General features: G+C 64.8%; 18 protein-coding genes. 6 read left to right on the forward strand and 12 right to left on the reverse strand.

Annotation, left to right across the window (positions count from 1 at the left end; all coding sequences use genetic code 11):
• Nucleotides 1-87 precede the first annotated feature (87 nt).
• Genes M2S36_RS22585 through M2S36_RS22605 form a run of 5 tightly spaced genes read right to left on the reverse strand, consistent with a single transcriptional unit; the run spans nt 88 to nt 5,419 of the window.
• Nucleotides 88-1,152, reverse strand: coding sequence for a 2,3-butanediol dehydrogenase (locus M2S36_RS22585; RefSeq protein WP_243434184.1), 1,065 nt, complete (start codon nt 1,150-1,152; stop codon nt 88-90).
• A 52-nt stretch (nt 1,153-1,204) separates the two neighbouring features.
• Complete coding sequence (locus M2S36_RS22590) at nt 1,205-2,311, reverse strand: acetoin dehydrogenase dihydrolipoyllysine-residue acetyltransferase subunit (RefSeq protein WP_207832803.1); 1,107 nt, start codon at nt 2,309-2,311, stop codon at nt 1,205-1,207.
• Entirely contained in the window at nt 2,308-3,330 is a 1,023-nt protein-coding gene (locus M2S36_RS22595) for an alpha-ketoacid dehydrogenase subunit beta (protein ID WP_013970705.1), read from the reverse strand. Before M2S36_RS22595 ends, M2S36_RS22590 begins: the two co-directional genes overlap by 4 nt.
• Before the next feature lie 33 nt (nt 3,331-3,363).
• On the reverse strand, nt 3,364-4,341 hold the full coding sequence (locus M2S36_RS22600; RefSeq protein WP_207832806.1) for a thiamine pyrophosphate-dependent dehydrogenase E1 component subunit alpha: 978 nt from the start codon (nt 4,339-4,341) through the stop codon (nt 3,364-3,366).
• Nucleotides 4,342-4,363: 22 nt separating this feature from the next.
• Nucleotides 4,364-5,419, reverse strand: a complete 1,056-nt coding sequence (locus M2S36_RS22605; RefSeq protein ID WP_207832808.1) for an ATP-NAD kinase family protein — start codon at nt 5,417-5,419, stop codon at nt 4,364-4,366.
• A 283-nt stretch (nt 5,420-5,702) separates the two neighbouring features.
• Here M2S36_RS22605 and M2S36_RS22610 point away from each other — a divergent pair, with 283 nt between their 5' ends.
• Nucleotides 5,703-7,556 (forward strand): sigma-54-dependent Fis family transcriptional regulator, encoded by a 1,854-nt coding sequence (locus M2S36_RS22610; RefSeq protein ID WP_063911097.1) that lies wholly within the window; start codon nt 5,703-5,705, stop codon nt 7,554-7,556.
• Between the two features lie 185 nt (nt 7,557-7,741).
• On the opposite strand, the gene accC is transcribed toward M2S36_RS22610, so the two are convergent.
• From accC to M2S36_RS22640, 6 genes are all read right to left on the reverse strand, one after another.
• Nucleotides 7,742-9,097 (reverse strand): acetyl-CoA carboxylase biotin carboxylase subunit, encoded by a 1,356-nt coding sequence (gene accC / locus M2S36_RS22615; RefSeq protein WP_046615992.1) that lies wholly within the window; start codon nt 9,095-9,097, stop codon nt 7,742-7,744.
• A 17-nt stretch (nt 9,098-9,114) separates the two neighbouring features.
• Nucleotides 9,115-9,579 (reverse strand): acetyl-CoA carboxylase biotin carboxyl carrier protein, encoded by a 465-nt coding sequence (gene accB / locus M2S36_RS22620; RefSeq protein ID WP_207832813.1) that lies wholly within the window; start codon nt 9,577-9,579, stop codon nt 9,115-9,117.
• A 100-nt stretch (nt 9,580-9,679) separates the two neighbouring features.
• The gene (gene aroQ, locus M2S36_RS22625) at nt 9,680-10,135 is read right to left on the reverse strand and encodes a type II 3-dehydroquinate dehydratase (protein WP_003255330.1); all 456 of its coding nucleotides are present in this window, start codon (nt 10,133-10,135) and stop codon (nt 9,680-9,682) included.
• 179 nt (nt 10,136-10,314) lie between these two features.
• Nucleotides 10,315-12,087 carry a protein-disulfide reductase DsbD gene (locus M2S36_RS22630; RefSeq protein ID WP_207832815.1) on the reverse strand — a complete coding sequence of 591 codons (1,773 nt, stop codon included), beginning with the start codon at nt 12,085-12,087 and terminating at the stop codon, nt 10,315-10,317.
• A gap of 205 nt (nt 12,088-12,292) precedes the next feature.
• On the reverse strand, nt 12,293-14,254 hold the full coding sequence (locus M2S36_RS22635; RefSeq protein WP_333957879.1) for a methyl-accepting chemotaxis protein: 1,962 nt from the start codon (nt 14,252-14,254) through the stop codon (nt 12,293-12,295).
• A 245-nt stretch (nt 14,255-14,499) separates the two neighbouring features.
• Complete coding sequence (locus M2S36_RS22640; RefSeq protein WP_207832819.1) at nt 14,500-15,858, reverse strand: diguanylate cyclase; 1,359 nt, start codon at nt 15,856-15,858, stop codon at nt 14,500-14,502.
• A gap of 246 nt (nt 15,859-16,104) precedes the next feature.
• Between M2S36_RS22640 and M2S36_RS22645 the strand changes: the two genes are divergently transcribed.
• From M2S36_RS22645 to M2S36_RS22665, 5 genes are all read left to right on the forward strand, one after another.
• Nucleotides 16,105-17,172 (forward strand): DUF2333 family protein, encoded by a 1,068-nt coding sequence (locus M2S36_RS22645; protein ID WP_207832821.1) that lies wholly within the window; start codon nt 16,105-16,107, stop codon nt 17,170-17,172.
• A 2-nt stretch (nt 17,173-17,174) separates the two neighbouring features.
• A complete protein-coding gene (locus M2S36_RS22650) occupies nt 17,175-17,711 on the forward strand; it encodes an NUDIX hydrolase (RefSeq protein WP_207832823.1) in 537 nt (178 codons plus the stop codon).
• 298 nt (nt 17,712-18,009) lie between these two features.
• On the forward strand, nt 18,010-18,381 hold the full coding sequence (locus tag M2S36_RS22655; protein WP_063911103.1) for a translation initiation factor Sui1: 372 nt from the start codon (nt 18,010-18,012) through the stop codon (nt 18,379-18,381).
• Between the two features lie 152 nt (nt 18,382-18,533).
• The gene (speA, locus tag M2S36_RS22660) at nt 18,534-20,447 is read left to right on the forward strand and encodes an arginine decarboxylase (protein ID WP_207832825.1); all 1,914 of its coding nucleotides are present in this window, start codon (nt 18,534-18,536) and stop codon (nt 20,445-20,447) included.
• A gap of 151 nt (nt 20,448-20,598) precedes the next feature.
• Nucleotides 20,599-21,054, forward strand: coding sequence for an REP-associated tyrosine transposase (locus M2S36_RS22665; protein WP_063911105.1), 456 nt, complete (start codon nt 20,599-20,601; stop codon nt 21,052-21,054).
• Between the two features lie 121 nt (nt 21,055-21,175).
• Here the strand turns inward: M2S36_RS22665 and M2S36_RS22670 are convergent, their stop codons facing one another.
• Nucleotides 21,176-22,513 (reverse strand): MATE family efflux transporter, encoded by a 1,338-nt coding sequence (locus M2S36_RS22670; protein ID WP_333957880.1) that lies wholly within the window; start codon nt 22,511-22,513, stop codon nt 21,176-21,178.
• Nucleotides 22,514-22,586: the final 73 nt, after the last annotated feature.

Below are 22,586 nucleotides of genomic sequence, written 5' to 3' on the forward strand. Positions count from 1 at the left end.
CACCGGCGAAGCCGGTGCCATGCACCGCGTCGCCTGCTTCGCGGGCATGCCCGCTCCCACAGGTTCCGTTTAGCCTTTGAGGTGCAATCAGCGCACGCCCGGCGAAACGATGATTTTCACGTTCTCCTCCTTGTTGTTGACCAACTCCTCGAAGCCCAGCTCGACAATCTGCTCCAGTCCGATCCGCCCGGTCACCAGCGGGCGAATATCCAGCCTGCCGTCAGCGATGAAGGCAATCACATCGGCAAACTCGCCGTTATAGGCCAACGCCCCCAGCACCTGCTTTTCAGTGGACACCAGTTCGAAGAAGTTGAACTCGCTCGGCTCCTCGAATATCCCCACCAACACGCACTTGCCCGCCTTGCGGATGGTGTCGATGGCCAGCTTGGCCGTGTGCTTGTTGCCGATGCATTCAAAACTCACATCCGCTCCCAGCCCGGCAGTCAGCTTGCGGATTTCCGCCAAGGCGTCGCACTGGCTGGGGTCCAGCACTACGCTGGCGCCAACTTCTTTAGCCTTGGCCTTGCGCGCCGAGGACATTTCCAGGGCGATCACCTGCGCCGCCCCCGCTGCCTTGGCACACATGATGGTGCACAGGCCGATGGTGCCGGCGCCGACCACCACCACGGTCTGGCCCAGCAGGCTACCGGCCTTTTTCACCGCATGCATGCCCACCGCCAGCGGCTCGATCAGCGCCCCGGCCTCCGACGGGAAGCCCTGCGGTAGCCGATACAGCAGGTTGGCGGGCACGTTGACAAGCTCGGCAAAGGCGCCGTTGTTCATCAGGCCGGTGAAGGCCAGACGCTCGCAGATGTTGTACAGGCCATGGGTGCAGTAATAGCAGGTGCCGCAATGCTGACAGGCGTCCGCAGCCACCGGGTCGCCGACGGCAAAACCTTCCACGCCTTGACCCAGCTTGGCAATCTGGCCGCAGAACTCGTGGCCGAGGATGCACTGGCCCTGGATGCCGGTCAGCGGGTGCGGTGCCTCCACCGGGATGAATACCGGGCCGGCGACGTATTCGTGCAGGTCGGAGCCGCAGATGCCGCACCAGTCCACCTTGATCTGCACCCATCCGGGCGCAGGGTCGGCCGGCAGGGGCACCTGTTCGACGCGAATGTCATTGCGGCCATGCCAGACGGCGGCGCGCATGTGGGTGTGGCTCAGGTCGTTCATGGGTTTTCTCCAGGCTCACGGAAAGGGCTTAGTGCTTGCGCAGGAATGCGAGCAGTTGCTGGTTGACCTGTTCGGCCGCTTCCATCTGCACCATGTGCCCAGCCTCAGGCAGCACCAGCACTTCAGCCTCCAGCCCTTCGGCATGGCTGGCCGGGATGATCGCGTCCTTGCCGCCCCACACCACCAGGGCCGGGTGTTGCCCCAGCACCCCGCGCAGGTCGTGGCGCTGCCGGTCGCCGTCGGCGATGTCCGATGCCAGCAGGCGCAACGCGTCGTCCACCCCTTCCAGGCGCTTGAACTTGAGCATGTCCTCCAGCATCTGCCGGGTGACCAGTGCCGGGTCGGCAAACAGCTGCACCATCTGCGGCTTGAGGGCATTGCGGTTGGCGGCAGCGACGAAGCCTTGCAGGTACTGCCCGTTGATCGCCTCGCCCAGCCCGGCGCTGGCCACCAGGCTCAGGCTGGCCACCCGCTGCGGTGCCAGGCGCGCCACGTTCAGGCTGACTGCGCCGCCCATGGAGTGGCCGGCCAGGTGGGCCTTGGTGATGTCCAGGTGGTCGAGCAGGGCCAGCACGGTTTCGCTCAGTTCATCCAGGTCGCCGCGTTGCAGGGCCTTGCCCGACTCACCATGCCCCGGCAGGTCGAGGGCGATCACCCGCCGCTCGGCTGCCAGCGCCGGGTGGTTGAACAGCCAGTTGTTGAGGTCGCCGCCAAAGCCGTGCACCAGCACCAGCGGCGTGCCGCCATCGCCCAGCTCGAACCAGCGCAGCAGGCGACCGCCCACTTCCGCCTTCTGTGGCACTGGCCCCTGGGCCTGGTCAGCGCCACCTTCGGCGACGAACTCGGCCTGGAAGCGCTGCACCACGGCATCGATTTCAGCCTCTTCGGCTTCCCCTTCCACCACCACTGCCAGCAGCGCACCGACCGGCAGGGTTTCATCCGGCCTGGCCACCTGGCGACGCAGTACGCCGCTGAACGGGGCTTCGACGCTGCTGCTGATCTTGTCGGTCTCGACGTCCAGCACCTCGTCGCCCTTGTTGATTTCATCACCTTCCTGCTTCAGCCAGGTGTCCACCCGGCCCTCGGTCATCGACAGGCCCCACTTGGGCATGGTCAGGGTATGGATCTGGCTCATGCGGCACTCCTTGCGGCTTCGATCACTTTGCGTACCGCAGCCTCGATCTTCGCCGCGTCAGGGATGTACAGGTCTTCCAGTGCATCGGAGAACGGCACAGGAGTATGCGGGGCGGTGACCATCTCGATCGGGCCCTTGAGCGCGCCGAAGGCCTTCTGCGCCACCAGTGCGCTGATGTCGGTGGCCATGGAGCAGCGTGGGTTGGCTTCGTCGATCACCACCAGGCGGCCGGTCTTTTCCACGCTTTCCAGAATGCTGTCTTCGTCCAGCGGGCTGGTGGTGCGCAGGTCCAGCACCTCGCAGTCGATACCCTGGCGGGCCAGGTTGTTGGCGGCCTCCAGCGCCACATGCACCATGCGGCCGTAGGTCACCAGGGTCACATCGTCGCCATCACGCAGGAAGTTGGCTTCGCCGAACGGCACGGTGTAGACCTCTTCCGGCACCTCGCCTTGCATGCTGTACAGCAGCTTGTGCTCGCAGAAGATCACCGGGTCGTTGTCGCGGATCGCCTGTATCAACAGGCCCTTGGCATCGTACGGCGAGGACGGGCAGACCACCTTCAGGCCGGGGATATGCGTCCATAGCGAGGTGAGCATCTGCGAGTGCTGGGCCGCTGCGCGCAGGCCGGCGCCGTACATGGTGCGCATCACCAGCGGGGTGACCGCCTTGCCGCCGAACATGTAGCGGAACTTGGCGGCCTGGTTGAGGATCTGGTCCAGGCAGCAGCCGGCGAAGTCGACGAACATCAGCTCGCACACCGGGCGCAGGCCCTGGGTGGCGGCACCGACGGCGGCGCCGACGTAGCCGATTTCCGACAGCGGCGCGTCGAGCACGCGCCCCGGGAACTGGTGGTACAGGCCCTTGGTCACGCCCAGCACGCCACCCCAGGCGTCATCCTCGCCGGGGGCACCGGCGCCGCCGGCGACGTCTTCGCCAATGATGAACACCGTGTTGTCGCGGCGCATTTCCTGGGCCAGGGCTTCGTTGATGGCCTGCTGGTAGCTGATCTTTCTTGCCATGGTGATTCTCCTGTTGTTCTTGTAATCCGCGGCTCAGGGGTAGGCGACGTAGACGTCGGTGAGCAGGTCGGCGGGCTGTGGCTTGGGATCGGACTTGGCGCGGCGCACAGCGTCTTCGATCAGGTCTTCGACGCGGGCGTCGATGGCGTCCAGTTGCGCAGCCGTGAGCAGGCCGGCGCGGGTGGTCTTGTTGCGGAACTGCATGAGGCAGTCGCGGGATTCGCGCAGGTTCTTCACTTCATCGGGGGCGCGGTAGGTTTGTGCATCGCCTTCGAAATGGCCGTAGTAGCGGCTGAGCTTGACCTCGATCAGCGATGGGCCTTGCCCGGAACGTGCGCGCTCGATGGCAGCACCGGCGGCCTCGTACACGGCAAAGAAGTCGAAACCGTCGATGGTGACGCCGGGCATGCCGAAACCGGCAGCGCGGTCGGCGATGTGGTCGCAGGCCACCGACCAGGTCGAGGCGGTGGCTTCGGCGTAGCCGTTGTTCTCGGCCACGAAGATGCACGGCAGGTTCATGATCGATGCCATGTTCATGGCCTCGAATACGGCACCTTCGTTGGAAGCGCCATCGCCGAAGAATGCCACCGACACATCGTCGTTGCCCTTGATCTTGGCCGCCAACGCGGCGCCGGCCACCAAGGGGGCACCGGCACCGACGATGCCGTTGGCGCCGAGCATGCCTTTTTCCAGGTCGGCGATATGCATCGAGCCGCCTTTACCGCCGCAAACGCCGGTCTTCTTGCCGTAGATCTCGGCCATCATGCCGTACACGTCGACCCCCTTGGCGATGCAGTGGCCATGGCCGCGGTGGGTCGAGGCGATGCAGTCGCTGTCGCGCAGGTGGGCCATGACCCCGGCAGCGGAAGCCTCTTCGCCGGCATACAGATGGACGAAGCCGGGGATCTCGCCGGTGGCGAACTCCACGTGCAGGCGCTCCTCGAAGGCGCGGATGGTGCGCATCACTTCATAGGCATGCAGCAATTGTTCGGTACTGAGTTGATTGGACATCTTGTTGTTCTCCAGGGTTGTCTCAACACGGGTTTGCAGGGTGCAACCGGTGGCCGCGCGGTACGGCCAGCAGGTGATGGCGGGCGGCATGCGCCAGCACGGCCTCGACGTCCACGCTCAATGGGCCTTGGTGGTCGAGGGTGATAGTGGGGGTATCGCGCTCGGCGAATTCGATTTCGCGTTCGCCGTCCAGCGCCAGCGTGCCGCTGGCCAGGCTCAGGCGGTGGGCGACGCCGGGCGTCAGTGGGCCGCTGGCGGTGATGCCGCAGCCTTGCAGCAGGCCGGGTGCCAGCGGCGCGAGCAGCGCTTGTTCGGCGCCGGGGTTCAGGCGTACCCAGGCGCCGTGCGGGTCCTGGCGCGAGACCGGGCACCACAGGCCGCACAGGGCCGAGAGGCCGATGGCATGGGGTTCGGCGAAACAGGCGAAGACTTCGCAAAGGTCCTCGCTGCGGCTCAGTGCCCGAGCGCCGATGAAACGCTGGGGCGACACCGCCACCTCCACCAGGGCCCATTCGGCAAGCTGCTGCTCGGGCACCTTCACCAGCAGGCGCTTGTTGCGGCGCAGGCCGATGCTGGCCGGTACCCGGCCGCTGGCAAGCAGGCCGCCGGCCAGGCCGGCGCTGGTGGCCTCGCGCAGTTCGGGGAAAGCATTGTTGGTGCCGGTGGACAAGGTCAGCAGCGGTACGTCACCGGCCTCGGCGGCCACTGCCTTGTGGGTGCCGTCGCCGCCGAGCACGGCGATCATCGCCACGCCTCGCTCGACCATGCGGCGGGTGGCCAGGCGGGTATCGGCAACGGTCTGGGTCAGCGGCAGGTCGAGTATTTCGAGGGCCGGCCAGTGCTGGTCACGGGCTGCCGGGCCCTGGCTGGCCTTGAGCACGGCGGCGGCGATGCCGGTCATGTCGCTGGGCAACAACACCTGGCCGATGCCGGTGGCACCAAAGGCAGCGAGCAGGCGCTGGATTGCCGAGGCCTTGTCGGTGCTCGAATAGAGCCCGGCGTTGGCGGTCAGGCGGCGCAGGTCGCGGCCAGAGGCAGGGTTGGCAATGATCCCGACGGTCGGGGCGGGTAGCGGCATGGCGCACCTCGTATTCTTGTTTGTCAGGGCAGGAGCAAGCGCGGTGCCAGCTTCTTTTGAATTGGCTGAAGTGCCTGCAATAGAGCGGTTTCATTGCGCCCCGTCAGGTGCTGATGGTTCTGCTGGCGAGACGCCCGGTGCCAGCGCTGGGCCGACCTTGCCGAGACGCTGAGACGCTGCGTCTCAAGCCGCCCGGTAATCACGCAGTGCTTGTCGGGGCATGCCCGGAAGCGCTTAATGGCCGGACAACGATAAAAACAGCAACGAGAACCGGAGGGCCTGAATGCTTGCCGCGAACTCCCGAGCCCATGTCGACTGCGTCAGCAGGGTGTTGAAGAATGCCGACCGCCTGCCGCAGGCGCCGGTGCCACCGCTGATTCTCGATTCATGGCGCCGCTCCATGGAGCTGTACCGCCTCGATCCCGGGTCCCAGCAGGGGCCGCGCATCCTGTCCCAAAGCCTGCTCAACGAATGCCGCGAACGCGCCGAACTGTTCCTGCGCATTGCCAGCGATGCCGTGGCCCGCTTGCATGAGCGGGTACGCGGTGCCGACTACTGCGTGTTGCTCACCGATGCCCTGGGGCGCACCATCGATTACCGGGTCGAGTCGGCCATCCGCAACGACTGCCGCAAGGCCGGGCTGTACCTGGGCACCTGCTGGTCGGAGGGCGAGGAGGGCACCTGCGGCGTGGCGGCGGTGTTGACCAGCAAGGCCCCGGTCACGGTGCACAAGCGCGACCACTTCCGCGCTGCGTTCATTGGCCTGACCTGTACGGCGGCGCCGGTGTTCGACCCGCTGGGCGAGTTGCTGGGCGTCGTGGATGTCTCGGCCCTGCAGTCGCCGGACGACCGCCGCAGCCAGCACCTGATCCGCCAACTGGTCGAGCAGACCGCCCGCGAGATCGAAAATGCCTTCTTCATGCACAGCGCCCAGGGCCATTGGGTGATGCGCGCCCATGGCACGCCGGGCTATGTGGAAAGCCAGCCCGACTACTTGTTGGCCTGGGATGCCGATGGCCGCCTGCAGGCGATCAACAGCCTGGCGCGTCAGCGGCTGGTGGCGCACCTGGGGCGTTTGCCCGAGCACATTGGCGAGCTGTTCGACATGGACCAGCTGCGCCGTGTGAACGCATCGTCCGCTCAACGCCTGCCGGGCCTGGGCGGGCTCTACGGCCGGGTCAGCGCACCCCGCCAGCGCCAGCCTGCGCAGCCGTTGCGTCAGGCCCAGGACGCCCGCATCGAGCAGCACCTGCGGTTGGCCACACGGGTCAAGGACTGCAACCTGGCGGTGCTGGTGCAAGGCGAGACCGGGGCTGGCAAAGAGGTGTTCGCCCGCCAGCTGCACCAGCAAAGCCTGCGTCGCGATGGCCCGTTCGTCACCCTGAACTGCGCGGCCATTCCGGAAAGCCTGATCGAGAGCGAGCTGTTCGGCTATGTGGCCGGGGCTTTCACCGGTGCTTCCAGCAAAGGCATGCAGGGGCTTTTGCAGCAGGCCGATGGCGGCACGCTGTTCCTCGACGAAATCGGTGACATGCCGCTGAACCTGCAAACCCGGTTGCTGCGCGTGCTGGCCGAGGGTGAAGTGGCGCCGCTGGGCGCGGCGCGGCGGGAGCGGGTGGATATCCAGGTGATTTGCGCGACCCATCGTGATTTGGCGGCGATGGTGGAGGAGGGGCGTTTTCGTGAGGATTTGTACTTCCGCCTGGCCAATGCCCGGTTCGAGTTGCCGCCGCTGCGCGAGCGTGAGGACCGCCTGGGGCTGATTCACCAGTTGCTGGCCGAGGAGGCCGAGGCCTGTGGGGTTGAGGTGGTGCTGGCGGATGATGCGCTGCAGGCGCTGCTGGTTTACCGCTGGCCGGGGAATTTGCGCCAGCTGCGTCAGGTGTTGCGCTATGCCTGTGCGGTGAGTGAGGGCGGGCGGGTGCAGTTGCAGGACCTGCCGCAGGAGGTGCGGGGTGAAGCGGTTGGCTCGGCTGAAAGCGGGGTGTCGTGCCCGGCGCGGCAGTTGTTGCTGGATGCGCTGATCCGCCATCGCTGGAAGCCGGCCGATGCGGCGCGGGCCCTGGGGATATCGCGGGCGACCTTGTACCGGCGGGTTCATGAGCATCACATCGAGATGCCGCGGATGAAGGGGTAGGGTCCTGGGGGCGCGTTGCGCCCCTTTCGCGACACAAGGCCGCTCCCACAGGTACAGCGTCAACCTTGAGACCTTGCGAAACCCTGTGGGAGCGGCCTTGNNGGGCCGCAAAGCGGCCCCAGGATCTCCCAGGCAATAAAAAACCCCGGCACAAGTCCGGGGTTTCGGTACATCACACTACGCGATCACTCCTGGCTAGCCAGTTTGTGCTCGAGGTAGTGAATGTTGACGCCGCCTTTGCAGAAACCTTCATCACGCACCAGGTCGCGGTGCAGCGGGATGTTGGTCTTGATGCCGTCGACGACGATCTCGTCCAGGGCATTGCGCATGCGCGCCATGGCTTCGTCGCGGTCCTTGCCGTAGGTGATCAGCTTGCCGATCAGCGAGTCGTAGTTCGGCGGAACCGAGTAACCGCTGTACAGGTGCGAGTCCACACGCACGCCGTTGCCGCCCGGGGCGTGGAAGTGCTTCACCTTGCCTGGGCTCGGGATGAACTTCTTCGGGTCTTCGGCGTTGATACGGCATTCCAGCGCATGGCCACGGATCACCACGTCTTCCTGGCGGAACGACAGCTTGTTGCCAGCGGCGATGCTCAGCATCTCCTTGACGATGTCGATACCAGTGACCATCTCCGAAACCGGGTGCTCAACCTGCACGCGGGTGTTCATCTCGATGAAGTAGAAGCGGCCGTTCTCGTACAGGAACTCGAAAGTACCCGCACCACGGTAGCCGATCTCGATGCACGCATCGACGCAGCGCTTGAACACTTCCTGACGGGCTTTTTCATCGATGCCCGGGGCTGGCGCTTCTTCCAGCACCTTCTGGTGGCGGCGCTGCAGCGAGCAGTCACGGTCACCCAGGTGGATGGCGTTGCCCTGGCCGTCGGACAGTACCTGTACTTCCACGTGGCGTGGGTTGGTCAGGAACTTCTCCAGATAGACCATCGGGTTGCCGAAGGCGGCACCGGCTTCGGTACGGGTGAGCTTGGCCGAGGCAATCAGGTCCTCTTCCTTGTGCACCACGCGCATGCCGCGACCACCACCGCCACCGGCGGCCTTGATGATCACCGGGTAGCCGACGTCACGAGCGATCGCCAGGGCGACCTCTTCGTCTTCCGGCAGCGGGCCATCGGAGCCCGGCACGGTCGGTACGCCCGACTTGATCATCGCGTCCTTGGCCGAAACCTTGTCGCCCATCAGGCGAATGGTGTCGGCTTTCGGGCCGATGAAGGCGAAACCGGATTTTTCCACCTGCTCGGCGAAGTCGGCGTTTTCCGCCAGGAAGCCGTAGCCCGGGTGGATCGCGGTGGCGCCGGTCACTTCGGCGGCAGCGATGATCGCCGGGATATGCAGGTAGGAATCCTTGGACGATGCAGGGCCGATGCAGACCGACTCGTCTGCCAGGCCCAGGTGCATCAGTTCACGGTCGGCGGTGGAGTGCACGGCGACGGTCTTGATACCCAGCTCTTTGCAGGCACGCAGGATCCGCAGGGCAATTTCCCCGCGGTTGGCGATCAGGACTTTTTCGAGCTTCCCAGACATCGTTGGCTCTCCGCGATTCAAACGATGGTGAACAGCGGCTGGTCGAATTCAACCGGCTGGCCGTCTTCTACCAGGATGGCGTCGATGACACCGCCAACATCGGCTTCGATGTGGTTCATCATCTTCATGGCTTCAACGATGCACAGGGTGTCGCCTTTCTTCACGGTCTGGCCAACTTCAGCGAAGTTCGGCGAGGTCGGCGAAGGCTTGCGGTAGAAGGTACCTACCATCGGCGAGCGGATCACGGTGCCTTTCAGGGCCGGGGCGGCGGCAGCGGCTTCAGCGGCCGGAGCGGCAGCGGCGGCGACCGGGGCAGCAACAGGGGCAGCGGCTACCGGAGCCGGTGCGAAGTACTGCTGGGCAGCTGGGGTCTTGCTGTGACGGCTGATACGGACCGACTCTTCGCCTTCCTTGATCTCCAGTTCGTCGATGCCAGACTCTTCCAGCAGCTCGATCAGTTTCTTGACTTTACGGATATCCATTAATCATCAACTCCCAAAGGTTCGGTCAGGGGGCGAAATACAAAAAAACGTATCTGAAACGTTTCTCTCGAACCCTGGCCCACTGAGGCCAGGGTTTTCATCATTTGGGCTGTGCGTTGGCAGCCAGTTGTTCCAGCGCGGACTCCAGGGCCAGGCGATAACCGCTGGCGCCCAGGCCGCAGATCACCCCTACGGCAACATCGGAAAAGTAGGAGTGGTGGCGGAACGGTTCGCGTTTGTGCACGTTGGACAGGTGCACTTCGATGAATGGGATGCTCACCGCAAGCAATGCGTCACGTAATGCGACGCTTGTGTGGGTGAAAGCAGCCGGATTGATCAGGATGAAGTCCACACCCTCGTTGCGTGCGGCGTGAATGCGGTCGATCAGTTCGTATTCAGCATTGCTCTGCAGGTACTGCAGATGGTGGCCTGCGGCGCGGGCACGTTGCTCCAGGTCCTGGTTGATCTGGGCCAGGGTCACGGCGCCGTAGTGGCCAGGCTCGCGGGTACCGAGCAGGTTGAGGTTGGGGCCGTGAAGCACCAGTAGCGTTGCCATCTGCGGATTCCTTGGATTTGTAGGGCAATTCGACACAGCGCGGCGAGTGTGCCGTAAAGCGACGGCAAGTGTCCAGTTCCCGGCAATAGCCAGCACGATGTCCGAGGTTCGCGCGAAGTATGTGACCAAATGATTAGGTTTGGTCACTGATTTCAGGATTTTTCACAGCTCGGGGGAAGTTATAGACCGACTTTGTCGCGTACGCGTGTCAGAATTTGCGCAAATTCACCGGCATTTATCTCGCCAATGACCCGATCAGCGGTTATTTCGCTACCGTTCGCGGCAAAGAACAACAGGGCAGGAGGGCCGAACAGCTGGTAGCGGTCGAGCAGGCTGCGTTGGTCGGCATTGCTTTCGGTGATGTCGAAACGCAGCAGTTTGAAGCCGGCCAGCTGTGCTTGCACCTGCGGCGCGGTCAACACCTCGCGTTCGATCACCTTGCAGCTGATGCACCAGTCGGCGTACCAGTCCAGCAGTACCGGCTGGCCGGCCGCCTTGGCCTGGGCCAGTGCGGCGTCCAGTGCGGCGGGGGTAGTGATGGTCTGCCAGCTATCCGCCTGCACCGCCGGGCTGTTGCCGGTGGCCACAAGGGTTGCCGGCGGTAGCGGGCGCAGCGGGTCGCCCTGGCCGCTGAGGGCGCCGTACCAGCAGGCCAGGGCGTACACCAGCAAGGCCAGGCCAAGCAGTTGGGCCAAGCGCTGGCGTGCGGTCTTGACGACGAACTCGAGGGCGCCGAGGAACAGTGCCACGCCAGCGGCGAGGAACCCGACCAGCAGCAAGGTCATCGGGCCCGGCAACACACGGCTGAGCAAGCCGATGGCCAGGCCCAGCAGCAGGACGCCGATGGCGTTTTTCACCGTGTTCAGCCAAGGGCCGCTTTTCGGCAGCCAGGCCGCGCCACCGGTGGCCACCAGCAGCAAGGGTGCGCCCATGCCCAGGCCCAGGGCGAACAGCTTGAGTGCGCCACCCAGGGCATCGCCGCTGGCGCTGATGTACAGCAACGCACCGGCCAGGGGCGCCGACACACATGGCGAAACCAGCAGGCTGGAGAGCACGCCGAGTATTGCCGCGCCCAGCAGCGAGCCGCCCCGGGTGTGGCTGGCGACATTGTTCAGACGGTTGCTCAAGGCCTGCGGCAGTTTCAGCTCGAACAGGCCGAACATGGCCAGGGCAAATACCACGAAGAACAGCGCGAAAGGCACCAGCACCCAGGCCGACTGCAGGCGTGCCTGCAGGTTCAGGCCGGCGCCGAACAGCCCCATGAGGGCACCGAGTACCGCGAAGCTGGCCGCCATCGGCAGCACGTAGGCCAGCGACAGCGCCAGCCCGCGCAGGCCACCGGCCTGGCCTCGCAGCACCACGCCGGAGAGGATCGGCAGCATCGGCAGCACGCAGGGGGTGAAGGTCAGGCCGACCCCGGCGAGGAAGAACAGCAGCAGCGACTTCCAGGTCCAGGCGTGTTCAGCGGTGGCCGGGGTGCTTGCGCCGCCTTCGCCATCGATGCTCAGGCGTGCGGTTTCCGGTGGGTAGCACAGGCCTTTGTCGGCGCAGCCCTGGTAGCCCACCAGCAGGGTGAAGGCACGCGGATCGTTGCGCGGCAGCTCGATATCGAGCACGCCGTGGTACACCTCGACATCGCCGAAGAATTCATCGTGCTTGGCCTCGCCCTTGGGGATGTTCGGTGTGCCCAGGGCAATGTCGGCCGGTTCGGTGCGGAACTGGAAGCGGTGGCGGTAGAGGTAGTAGCCATCGGTGGCGACGAAGCGCAGCTTGATGGTTTGCGCATCGGCCTGCACCAGGTTGAGCTTGAAGGCCTCGTGTACCGGCAGGAAGTCGGCGTTGTTGGCCAGTGACGCGGCGCCGAGGGTGGCACTGGGGCGGTTGTCGAGCAGGCCTGTGGCGAAGGCAGGGCTGGCCAGCAGCAGGAACAGCAGGAAAAACAGGCGGCGCATGGCGGACTCGCGAGGTGGAACGTGCTGGGCATGATAGCGGAGTTGGTGCAGGTTGGGGCCATGCTGGCGGAAGGGGCGACACATGGCCGCTGGCTCATGTGCTGCCTGTGCCGGCCTCTTCGCGGGTAAACCCGCTCTCACCTCGAGCGCATAGGCTATCCCTGTGGGAGCGGGTTTACCCGCGAAGAGGCCAGTACAGGCCAACCTAGACTCTGAAGGCCCGCACCGCCCGGTTCAGTTCACCCCCCAAACTCAGCAACTGCTCGCCTTGCTCACGCCCCTCGCCAATGCGCTGCAGGTTGTCCTCACCCAACTCATGTATCCGCTCGCTGTGGTCGCGAATCTCGCTCACGGCACCGCTCTGCTGCGCCGTGACATCGGCAATCCGCACCGCAGTGTCCGAAATGGTGCGAATGGCACAGACAATCTCGTCCAGCGCCCCATCCGCCGCCTGGGCCTGGTTGGCCGTGGCCTCGGCATGTTCGAGCTGCGCGCGCATCCCGGCCACCGAACTTCTGGCTGCCTGCTGCAAGCGGTCGATCAAGGCCTGAATCTCGCCGGTAGCCCCGGTGGTGCGCTGCGCCAGCGAACGCACCTCATCGGCCACCACGGCAAATCCACGGCCCATCTCACCGGCCCGGGCCGCTTCGATCGCGGCATTCAGCGCCAGCAGGTTGGTCTGCTCGGCAATCGAGCGGATCACTGTCAGCACGCCGCCGATGGTGGCCGACTCTTCCGCCAGTTGTTCGATCATGCGGGCGTTGCCCTGCACTTCATCGACCAGCTCACGCAAGCCCGACAGGCTCTGGCCAATCACCGCCTGGCCTTGCTCCACTGCACGCCCGGCATCGCGGCTGGCGTCGGCGGCGGCGCTGGCGTCGCCGGCCACTTGCTGGATGGTCGCTTCCAGTTCGCCCAGGGCATCGCGGATCTGCCCGGTGTCGCCGGCCTGGCGCTCGGCGCCGTCATGCAGGGCGGCGCTCATGCCGGCCAGGGCGTGGCTGCTGCCAGCCACCTGCTCGGCGTTGTGGCGGATGGTGCCGACCAGCTCCACCAGGTACTGGCGCAGGCGGTTGAGCGATTCCTGGATGTCGCGCAGTTCGCGGTTGGTCTTGCCCAGGGCGATGGCCTTGGCGAAGTCGCCCTCGGCCCAGCGTGACAGGGCCGGGGCCAGGCCGGTCAGGGTGCGCGCCAGGCGCCGTTGCAAGGTGTCGATCAGCAGGGCGATAAGCAGGATCAGGCCGATCATCAGGCCCTGGATGATGCGCACTTCGGCGGCAATTTTCGCGTGCTGGCCGCGTACCTCGGGCTCCAGCGCCGCGATGGCCTGCTGTACGGCCTCCAGGCGCTGGCTGGTGCTGGCGGCCAGGGCGACGCGGCGCTCGATCTGTTCGCGGGTGCGCTGCAGTTCGGCCGGGTAGCGGCTGAGCAGGCTCTGCAGTTCGCGTTTGAGGCCAACGGCAATGTCTTCCTGCTGGGCGCTGGCCTGGGTTTCCAGGCCCATCATCGCGGCGAAGTCGTCGGCACCGGATTCGGCGGTACGGGTTACGCCCAGCAAGGGCAAGGCGTCGATCGCCTGGGCCTGGGCGCGGATCAGTTGCAGCTCGCGCTCCACTTCGTCGGCCAGTTCCGGGCGGCCGCTGCTGACCAGCTTGTCCCGGGCCAGCGACAGGCGGCCGAGGTGCACGGTGGCGTCGAGCAATGGCACCAGGTAGCGGTTGGCGTCGGCGCTGCCGCTGTCACGGGCGTAGCCGGCCAGTTGTTCGAAGTTGGCTCCCAGTTCCCGCTCGCCCTGCAGCAGCAGGGCTTGCGGGTCGCCAGCCAGCTTGCCGGCGGCCAGCAGCTCCTCGGCGGTAAAGGCCTGCAGGCTGTCCAGGCTGGGGCGCAGTTTGTCGGCCAGTGCGCCAGGCCACTCGGCCAGCGCGGCCTGCAGTTTCTGGTTGGCCTCCATGGCTGCGGCATGGCGCAGGGCATCGCCGCTGCCCAGGTAGGCCTGGATGTTGCGGGCCGCCTGGTTCTGGAACTGCTGGGACAGGCCCAGGTAGCGCTCCATCAACTGGTAGGGGCGCTCCAGGGCACGCTGCGACCACCACAAGGTGGCGCCCAGGGCAATACACACGGTTACCAGCAACAGGGTGTTGAAATTGGTCAGCCACTTCAGGCGCATAGCCGCGAGCTTCCTGCGGGGAGGGGAGAGGTCGGTGGCTGAAGTTATTGCGATTTTGTGACGGGGTGATGACGACAGGCGGTTGGCGTCATAAAAAAGTGGCACAGTGCCTGTATTTGCATTGCCTGTACTGGCCTCTTCGCGGGCTTGCCCGCTCCCACAGGATATCTACCAGACCTGAATGCAGCGCAATCCCTGTGGGAGCGGGCAAGCCCGCGAAGAGGCCGGTACAGGCGATGAAGAACTCAGGGCTCTACACGCACCACGCAATTACGCCCCGCATGCTTGGCCCGGTACAGCGCCTCGTCCGCCGCACTGGCCATGGTCAGCGCATCCAGCCCCTCATCCAGCTGCACCACGCCTGCACTGAAGGTGCACTGCAAGTCCCGAGGCTGCGCCGGGTAGAGAATCTCGGCAAAGCGCCGGCGGATCTCGTCCAGCACCTTGTGCGCCGCGTCCAGCGCGGTATTGGGCATGACAACGGCGAACTCTTCGCCACCATAACGGCCAATGAAATCGGTCTTGCGCAAGCGCTGCTTGAGAAACAGCGCCAGGCTCTTGATCACCCGGTCGCCCATGGGGTGGCCGTGGCGGTCGTTGATCTTCTTGAAGTGGTCGATGTCGAGCATGGCAAAGCTCAACGGCTGCTGCTCGCGACGGGCGCGGAAGCTGCAGTCTTCCAGCAGTTGCAGGATGTGGGTGTGGTTGTACAACCCGGTCAGGCTGTCGCGCACCATGCGCGCCTTCAGGTGCCGGGCACGGGCGGCGCGGTTGCGCACGGTGGTGATCAGGTGGCGTGAGCGAAACGGTTTGGTCAGGAAGTCATCACCGCCTTCGCTCATGGCATCCAGCTGCTTGTCCAGGTCGTCCTCGGCAGACAGGTAGATGATCGGCACACTCACATAACGGTCGCTGTGGCGGATCACCTTGGCCAGCTCAGGGCCGGTGCAGGCCGGCATGTACAGGTCGAGGATGATCAGGTCGGGCTGGAACTCGGCCAGCTCGGCCATGGTGCGGATCGGGTCGGTCAGGCTGCGGGTGATCATGCCGGCGCTGGCCAGCACACGTTCGGTGTACAGGGCCTGGGTGCGCGAGTCGTCGATGATCAGCACGCGCAACGGGTCGTGCTGGGCGGCATTGGTCAGCAGTTCGACCTTTTCCAGCAGGCTGGAGGCTTCCAGGGTGCCGGTGAGGAAGTCCTGGCCACCGGCGCGCACGGCGGCCAGGCGGGTCGGGGTGTCGGTTTCGTGGTGGCTGAAGAACAGCAGCGGGATGTGTCGGGCCAGCCCCTGCTGCACCTGGGCAGCCAGCAGCAGGCCTTGGCCGGTGCCGCTGAAGTCGACATCCATGATGATGGCCGAAGGCGGGTATTCGTCGATCGAGGCGTGAAACGCCGCAGGGCTGGCCAGCGCCTGCACCACCAGGCCAAAGAACTCCAGTTGCTGGGCCAGGCGCTGGGCACGTTCGTGGTCCTGCAGCAGGATGTACACCGGCTTGCGCAGGGGCGGCAGCAGCACCTGATCGAGCGGGTCGTCCTTGCGCAGGCCGCTACGCGTCTGCTGTTGGGCGGGGCACTGCGGGCTCGGCTCGACTGCTTGGCTCATGTCCTGGCTACTTTAGGTTGGGATGTGCAGGGGCAATGATGGCTCTATGCTAGCAGCTCTTGCCGGATGCGTGAGTGCCCTGCATCAACAAAGCGGGTAGAACGAATATTCAGTTGCTGACTGATTGGTCGCTTATGCGTAAGGCGGTGTCTGCTTTATAGTGCTGCCACGCGGGCTTGCCGTGGCACCCTGGCGCAGGCCTGTGGTCCAAGCCCCTGAACCGTCGTGACTGATAAGGACAAAGCCATGCTGGACTGGAAAAACCGCGAGGCCAAAGCCGAGCCCCGCGAGCGTGTCGACGGCCGTGGCGCCGCCGCCCGTAGCTACCTTGGCGGCCTCTGGAGCCGTGCCCTGGGGACCCTGATCGGGTTGTACCTGCTGGTGTGTATCGGCCTGGGCTGGTACTGGAGCCAGGAGCCGGACCTGTTCCCGGTGCAGCAGAACGCCCAGGCCGCCGCCGAGCGCACTGGCCAGCAGATGGTGGTGGGTTACACCACTATCGAAACCCTCAAGACCGTGGCCGGCACCTTGCTGAACAAGCCGGGTGGCTACATTTCCAACGACCGCTTCCCGCCGGGGCTGTGGATGGACAACATGCCGAGTTGGGAATATGGCGTGCTGGTCCAGGTGCGCGACCTGTCCCGTGCCCTGCGCAAGGACTTCGCCCGTTCGCAGTCGCAGTCCACCGAAGACGCCGACCTGGCCAAGGCCGAGCCGCGTTTCAACTTCGACAACAAGAGCTGGATCTTGCCGTCGAGCGAGTCGGAGTTCGAAGAGGGCATCAAGTCGCTGACCCGCTACCAGACCCGTCTGGCTGCCGGCGACAAGGGCGCGATCTTCTACACCCGTGCCGACAACCTGAACAACTGGCTGGGTGACGTGGCCACCCGCCTGGGCTCGCTGTCGCAGCGGCTGTCGGCCAGCGTTGGCCGGGTCAAGCTCAACACCACGCTGAAGACCGAGTCGGTGGTCGCCGGCCAGGCGCCGCAGGTGGACGAGGAGCTGGTGGAAACCCCGTGGCTGCAGATCGATAACGTGTTCTACGAAGCCCGTGGCCAGGCCTGGGCACTGTCGCATCTGCTGCGCGCCATCGAGGTGGACTTTGCCGACGTGCTGGCGAAGAAGAACGCCACGGTCAGCGTGCGCCAGATCATCCGTGAGCTGGAAGCCTCGCAAGAAGCGCTGTGGAGCCCGATGGTGCTCAACGGCAGCGGCTTCGGCATGTGGGCCAACCACTCGCTGGTCATGGCCAACTACATTTCCCGGGCCAACGCCGCGGTCATCGACCTGCGTCAGCTGCTGTCGCAGGGTTGATGATGGCTATCAGCCCAAACGAGGCCGCCCACCGGGCGGCTTCCGACCGTGAGCTGGTCACCTGGGTGGACGAAGCCGACCAGGTGCTGGGGGCCTTGCCTCGCGCCGAACTGCGCGAGCGCGGCCTGATCGGGCGTTGCACGTTCATTTTGCTGTTCAACAGCGCCGGTGAGCTGTGCGTGCACCGGCGCACCCTGAGCAAGGCGCTGTACCCGGGGTACTGGGATGTGGCGGCAGGCGGCATGGTGACGGCCGGGGAGGCGTATGCCGATTCGGCGGCGCGGGAGCTGGCCGAGGAGCTGGGGATCGACGGTGTGGAGCTGCGCTTTCATGAGCGGTTCTACTTCGACCAGCCGGATAACCGCTTGTGGTGTGCGGTGTATTCGGCGGTTTCGGATGCGCCGTTGCGGCTGCAGCCGGAAGAGGTGATCGAGGCGCGCTTCATTGGCCTGGAACAGGCTGAAGAGGAGAGCCTGACGAAGCCGTATTGCCCGGACTCGTTGGCGGCGTTGCAGCGCTATAAAGCAAGCCTCAAATAGATGCGTGGGCCATGCCGGCCCCTTCGCGGGTAAACCCGCTCCCACAGGGATTTCACAGGCCGTGAAACCTGCGCAGTACCTGTGGGAGCGGGTTTACCCGCGAAGGGGTCGCAAAACATTCGCAAAATGCCGCAATCCAGTACTTAGCAACGGCCGGATTTATCGTTAAACTGCGCGCCCTTTTCGGGCTGCCGCAGGTCTTGCGGTGGTAGCGCCGCCCCTGCCAGAGTGGGGCTTCGCGGTCGGGCTCAACCCCCTGGGGCCGACCAGTTTTTGTCCTCAGCACAGAGGAACAAAAGTGGCCAAGAAAGCTTCTTCCTTCGCCGCCCTTGGCGGTCTCGTTTACTCCACCGACGCTGGTCGGCACTGCCCCGACTGTGGCCAGCCGGTGGATGCCTGTACCTGCAAGCAGCAAATCATCCCCGAAGGCGATGGCATTGCCCGTGTGCGCCGCGAAAGCAAAGGGCGCGGCGGCAAGACCGTGACCACCGTCACCGGCGTGCCGCTGCCGCTCGACCAGCTCAAGGAGCTGGCCTCTACCCTCAAGCGCCGCTGCGGTACCGGTGGCGCCCTGAAGGATGGGGTCATCGAAATCCAGGGCGACCATGTCGAGCTGCTGATCGGTGAGCTGACCAAGCAGGGTTTCAAGGCGAAAAAGTCCGGCGGCTGATGCGGCCACGCGATTTTTTGCCCAGTGCTTTCTAAACTCGTTGCCGTGACCAGGGTCTATCCCAGGGCACGGACGAATCGTCATTTTTGGCTTTTACACTGCGCCCGCCTCCTTGCGGGGCAGTGTCTTCGACTTATCTATAGGGGACTTGAATGTCCGTACGACGCACACGCAAAGACGATGGTAGCCAATGGACCGTGGCCGACAGCCGCAGTGTTTATGGCATCCGCCATTGGGGCGCTGGTTATTTCGCCATCAATGAAGCCGGGCGCGTCGAAGTACGCCCCAACGGCCCGAAAAGCGCACCGATCGACCTGTTCGAACAGGTCGACGAACTGCGCCAGAGCGGCCTGTCGCTGCCATTGCTGGTGCGCTTCCCCGACATTCTGCAGGACCGCGTGCGCCAACTGACCGGCGCCTTCGACGCCAACATCGCGCGCCTGGAATACCAGAGCAAGTACACCGCGCTGTACCCGATCAAGGTCAACCAGCAGGAAGCGGTGGTGGAGAACATCATCGCCACGCAGAACGTCTCCATTGGCCTGGAAGCCGGCTCCAAGCCTGAGCTGCTGGCAGTGCTGGCGCTGGCGCCGAAAGGCGGCACCATCGTCTGCAACGGCTACAAGGACCGCGAGTTCATCCGCCTGGCGCTGATGGGCCAGAAGCTCGGCCACAATGTGTTCATCGTCATCGAGAAAGAGTCGGAAGTGGCCCTGGTGATCGACGAGGCTGCCGAGCTCAAGGTCAAGCCGCAGGTCGGCCTGCGCGTGCGCCTGTCGTCGCTGGCCTCGAGCAAGTGGGCCGACACCGGTGGCGAAAAGTCCAAGTTCGGCTTGTCTGCCGCCCAGCTGATCTCGGTGGTGCAGCGCTTCCGCGATGCCGGCCTGGACCAGGGTATCCGCCTGCTGCACTTCCACATGGGCTCGCAGATCGCCAACCTGGCCGACTACCAGCACGGCTTCAAGGAAGCCATCCGTTACTACGGTGAGCTGCGTGCGCTGGGCCTGCCGGTCGACCACATCGACGTTGGCGGTGGCCTGGGTGTGGACTACGACGGTACCCACTCGCGCAATGCCAGCTCGATCAACTACGACATGGACGACTACGCCGGCGTGGTGGTGGGCATGCTCAAGGAGTTCTGCGACGCGCAGGGCCTGCCGCACCCGCACATTTTCTCCGAGAGTGGCCGTTCGCTGACCGCGCACCACGCCATGCTGGTGATCCAGGTGACCGACGTCGAGAAGCACAACGACGACGTGCCGACCATCGAGAACAAGGAAGCCCTGCCCGAGACCGTGCAGTGGCTGGTCGACCTGCTCGGCCCGACCGACATCGAGATGGTCACCGAGACCTACTGGCGCGCTACCCACTACCTGGGTGACGTGGCTGCGCAGTATGCCGATGGCAAGATCAGCCTGGCCGAGAAGGCCCTGGCCGAACAGTGCTACTTCGCCGTGTGCCGCCGCCTGCACAACTCGCTGAAAGCCCGCCAGCGCTCGCACCGTCAGGTGCTGGACGAGCTGAACGACAAGCTGGCCGACAAGTACATCTGCAACTTCTCGGTGTTCCAGAGCCTGCCGGATACCTGGGCCATCGGCCAGGTACTGCCGATCATTCCGTTGCACCGCCTGGACGAAGAGCCGATGCGTCGTGCCGTGCTGCAGGACCTGACCTGCGACTCCGACGGCAAGATCAACCAGTACGTCGACGAGCAGAGCATCGAGACCAGCATGCCGGTGCATGCGGTGAAGGAGGGCGAGGACTACCTGCTGGGTGTGTTCCTGGTCGGTGCCTACCAGGAAATCCTCGGTGACATGCACAACCTGTTCGGTGACACCGATTCGGTGAACATCTACCAGAACGCCGACGGTAGCGTGTACCACGCCGGTATCGAGACCCACGACACCATCGAAGACATGCTGCGCTACGTGCACCTGTCGCCGGAGGAGTTGATGACCCACTACCGTGACAAGGTGGCCAGCGCCAAGATCACTGCGCGTGAGCGGACCCAGTATCTGGATGCCTTGCGCCTGGGGTTGACCCGGTCTTCGTACCTGTCGTCGTAACCGCCAGGCCGCTCCTGCCTTTTTTGTGGGAGCGGCCTTGCGTCGCGATATGAGGGCGAAGCCCTCACCGCGTCATACCTGGTAATGGTCCAGTCCTCGCCTGTCACATCAGCGCCGCTACCTTTGAATGCAATGTTCAAAGGAGGATGACATGGAAAGTCCCGGCTCCCATCGTTTACGTAGTGGCCGAGTGTCCGAACCAGGGCGTCTCTACCTGCTCACCACAACCACTCGCAACCGAACACCGTTGTTCAAAGACTTTTTGTTCGCCAGAACAGTTATCCAGCAATTACGGCTCAGCGAAGAGTGCAAGGCGTGTCGATCTCTGGCGTGGGTCTTGATGCCGGATCATCTTCACTGGCTTGTTGAGCTTGGGCCGTCGAGCCTGAGTAGGCTGATGTGCGAGTTCAAGTCCAGAAGCAGTTGTGCGCTGTACAAGGTAGGGGCCGACAGGCGGCATATCTGGCAGACCAGCTTTCATGACCGGGCTTTGCGCCGCGAGGAGGATGTGAGGGCCGTCGCCCGCTACATCATTGCAAACCCGATTCGGGCTGGCCTGGTAAAGCGGGCTGGCGAGTATCCACATTGGGATTGTGTGTGGCTGTGAGTCAGCAGGTGAGGGCTTCGCCCTCATTTCGCGACACAAGGCCGCTCCCACAAAGTCCTGCGTCCGCCGATCAATGTGGGAGCGGCCTTGCGTCGCGATGGGCCGCAAAGCGGCCGCGGCATTACTGAATCCACTCACCTTTCTCCTGCAACCGCCACCCCACCCACCCCAACGTCACCACCCGTAACGCCATGAATCCGAGAAAGGCCAACCACAACCCATGGTTGCCAAATCCGCTCATGACCACCCCAAGGGGCAGCGCAATCAGCACCGACAGCAACATCGCATTGCGCATCTCCCGCGCCCGGGTCGCACCAATGAACAGCCCATCCAGCAAGTAACTCCACACCGCAATCAACGGCAGCAATGCCAGGTACGGCAGGTACGGATAAGCCGCTGCCCGCACACTCTCGATGTCGGTCTGCAAATCGATGAACAGGTGCCCTCCCAGCAGGAACAAGCCGGCAAACCCCAGGCTGGTGATCAGCGACCAGCCACAGGCCACCACCAGCGAGCGGCGCAATGTGTCGCGGTCGCGGGCGCCAATGGCATGGCCGCACAGGGCCTCCACCGCATGTGCCAACCCGTCAAGCGCATAAGCGGTCAGCAGCAGGCCGTTGAGCAGCAGGGCATTGGCCGCCACGGTGGCTTCGCCCAGGCGTGCGCCTTGCACGGTAATCAGCAGGAACACCAGTTGCAGCGCCAGGCTGCGCAGGAAGATGTCGCGGTTCACCGCCAGCAGCGGCCGCCAGGCCTGCCAGCGCTTGAGCGCCGCCCACACGATCTGCCCCGGGTAGGCGCGCAAGGCCGGGCGGGTAAGGGCCAGGCCGAGCAGGGCGGCGCTCCATTCGGCAATCACCGACGCCCGCGCCGAACCCAGCACGCCCCAGTTCAGGCCAAGCACGAACCACAGGTTCAAGGCGATGTTCAGCAGGTTGGTGGTCAGCAGGATGGCCAGTGGCGCCCTGGCGTTCTGCGTGCCGAGGAACCAGCCGACCAGCGCGTAGCTGGCCAGTGCCGCAGGCAGGCCGAGCAGGCGGGTGTGGAAGAAGTCTTCGGTGGCTTGCTGCAGGGCCGTGCTGGGTTGCATCACGTGCAGCGCCAACTGGCTGAAGGGCAGGGCCAGCAGGCCGATCAGCAGGGCGAAACCGACCGCCAGCAGCAGCCCTTGCACCAGCACCTGGCGCAACGCAGCACCATCGCCACGGCCGGCGGCCTGGGCGGCGAAGCCGGTGGAACCCATGCGCAGGAAACCCATCAGGCCGACCATGAAGGTGAACAGCGTGGCCCCCACGGCCACGGCGCCAAGCTGGTGGGCGTGGGGGAGGTGGCCGATGACGGTGCTGTCGACCAGGGCTACCAGCGGCACGGAGATGTTGGACAGGATCATCGGCGCGGCCAGGGCCCAGACCTTGTGGTGGGTGGGGCGGTGCTGCCAGTCGGTGGAGAGTTGGGACATTTGCATTCCATGGGACCCTGGGGCCGCTGCGCGCCCCTCCTTTTAACGAATGGCACAGTGTAACGGCCTGGCA

The sequence above is a fragment of the Pseudomonas sp. SF2 genome (genome assembly GCF_036858055.1).
Lineage (GTDB): Bacteria > Pseudomonadota > Gammaproteobacteria > Pseudomonadales > Pseudomonadaceae > Aquipseudomonas.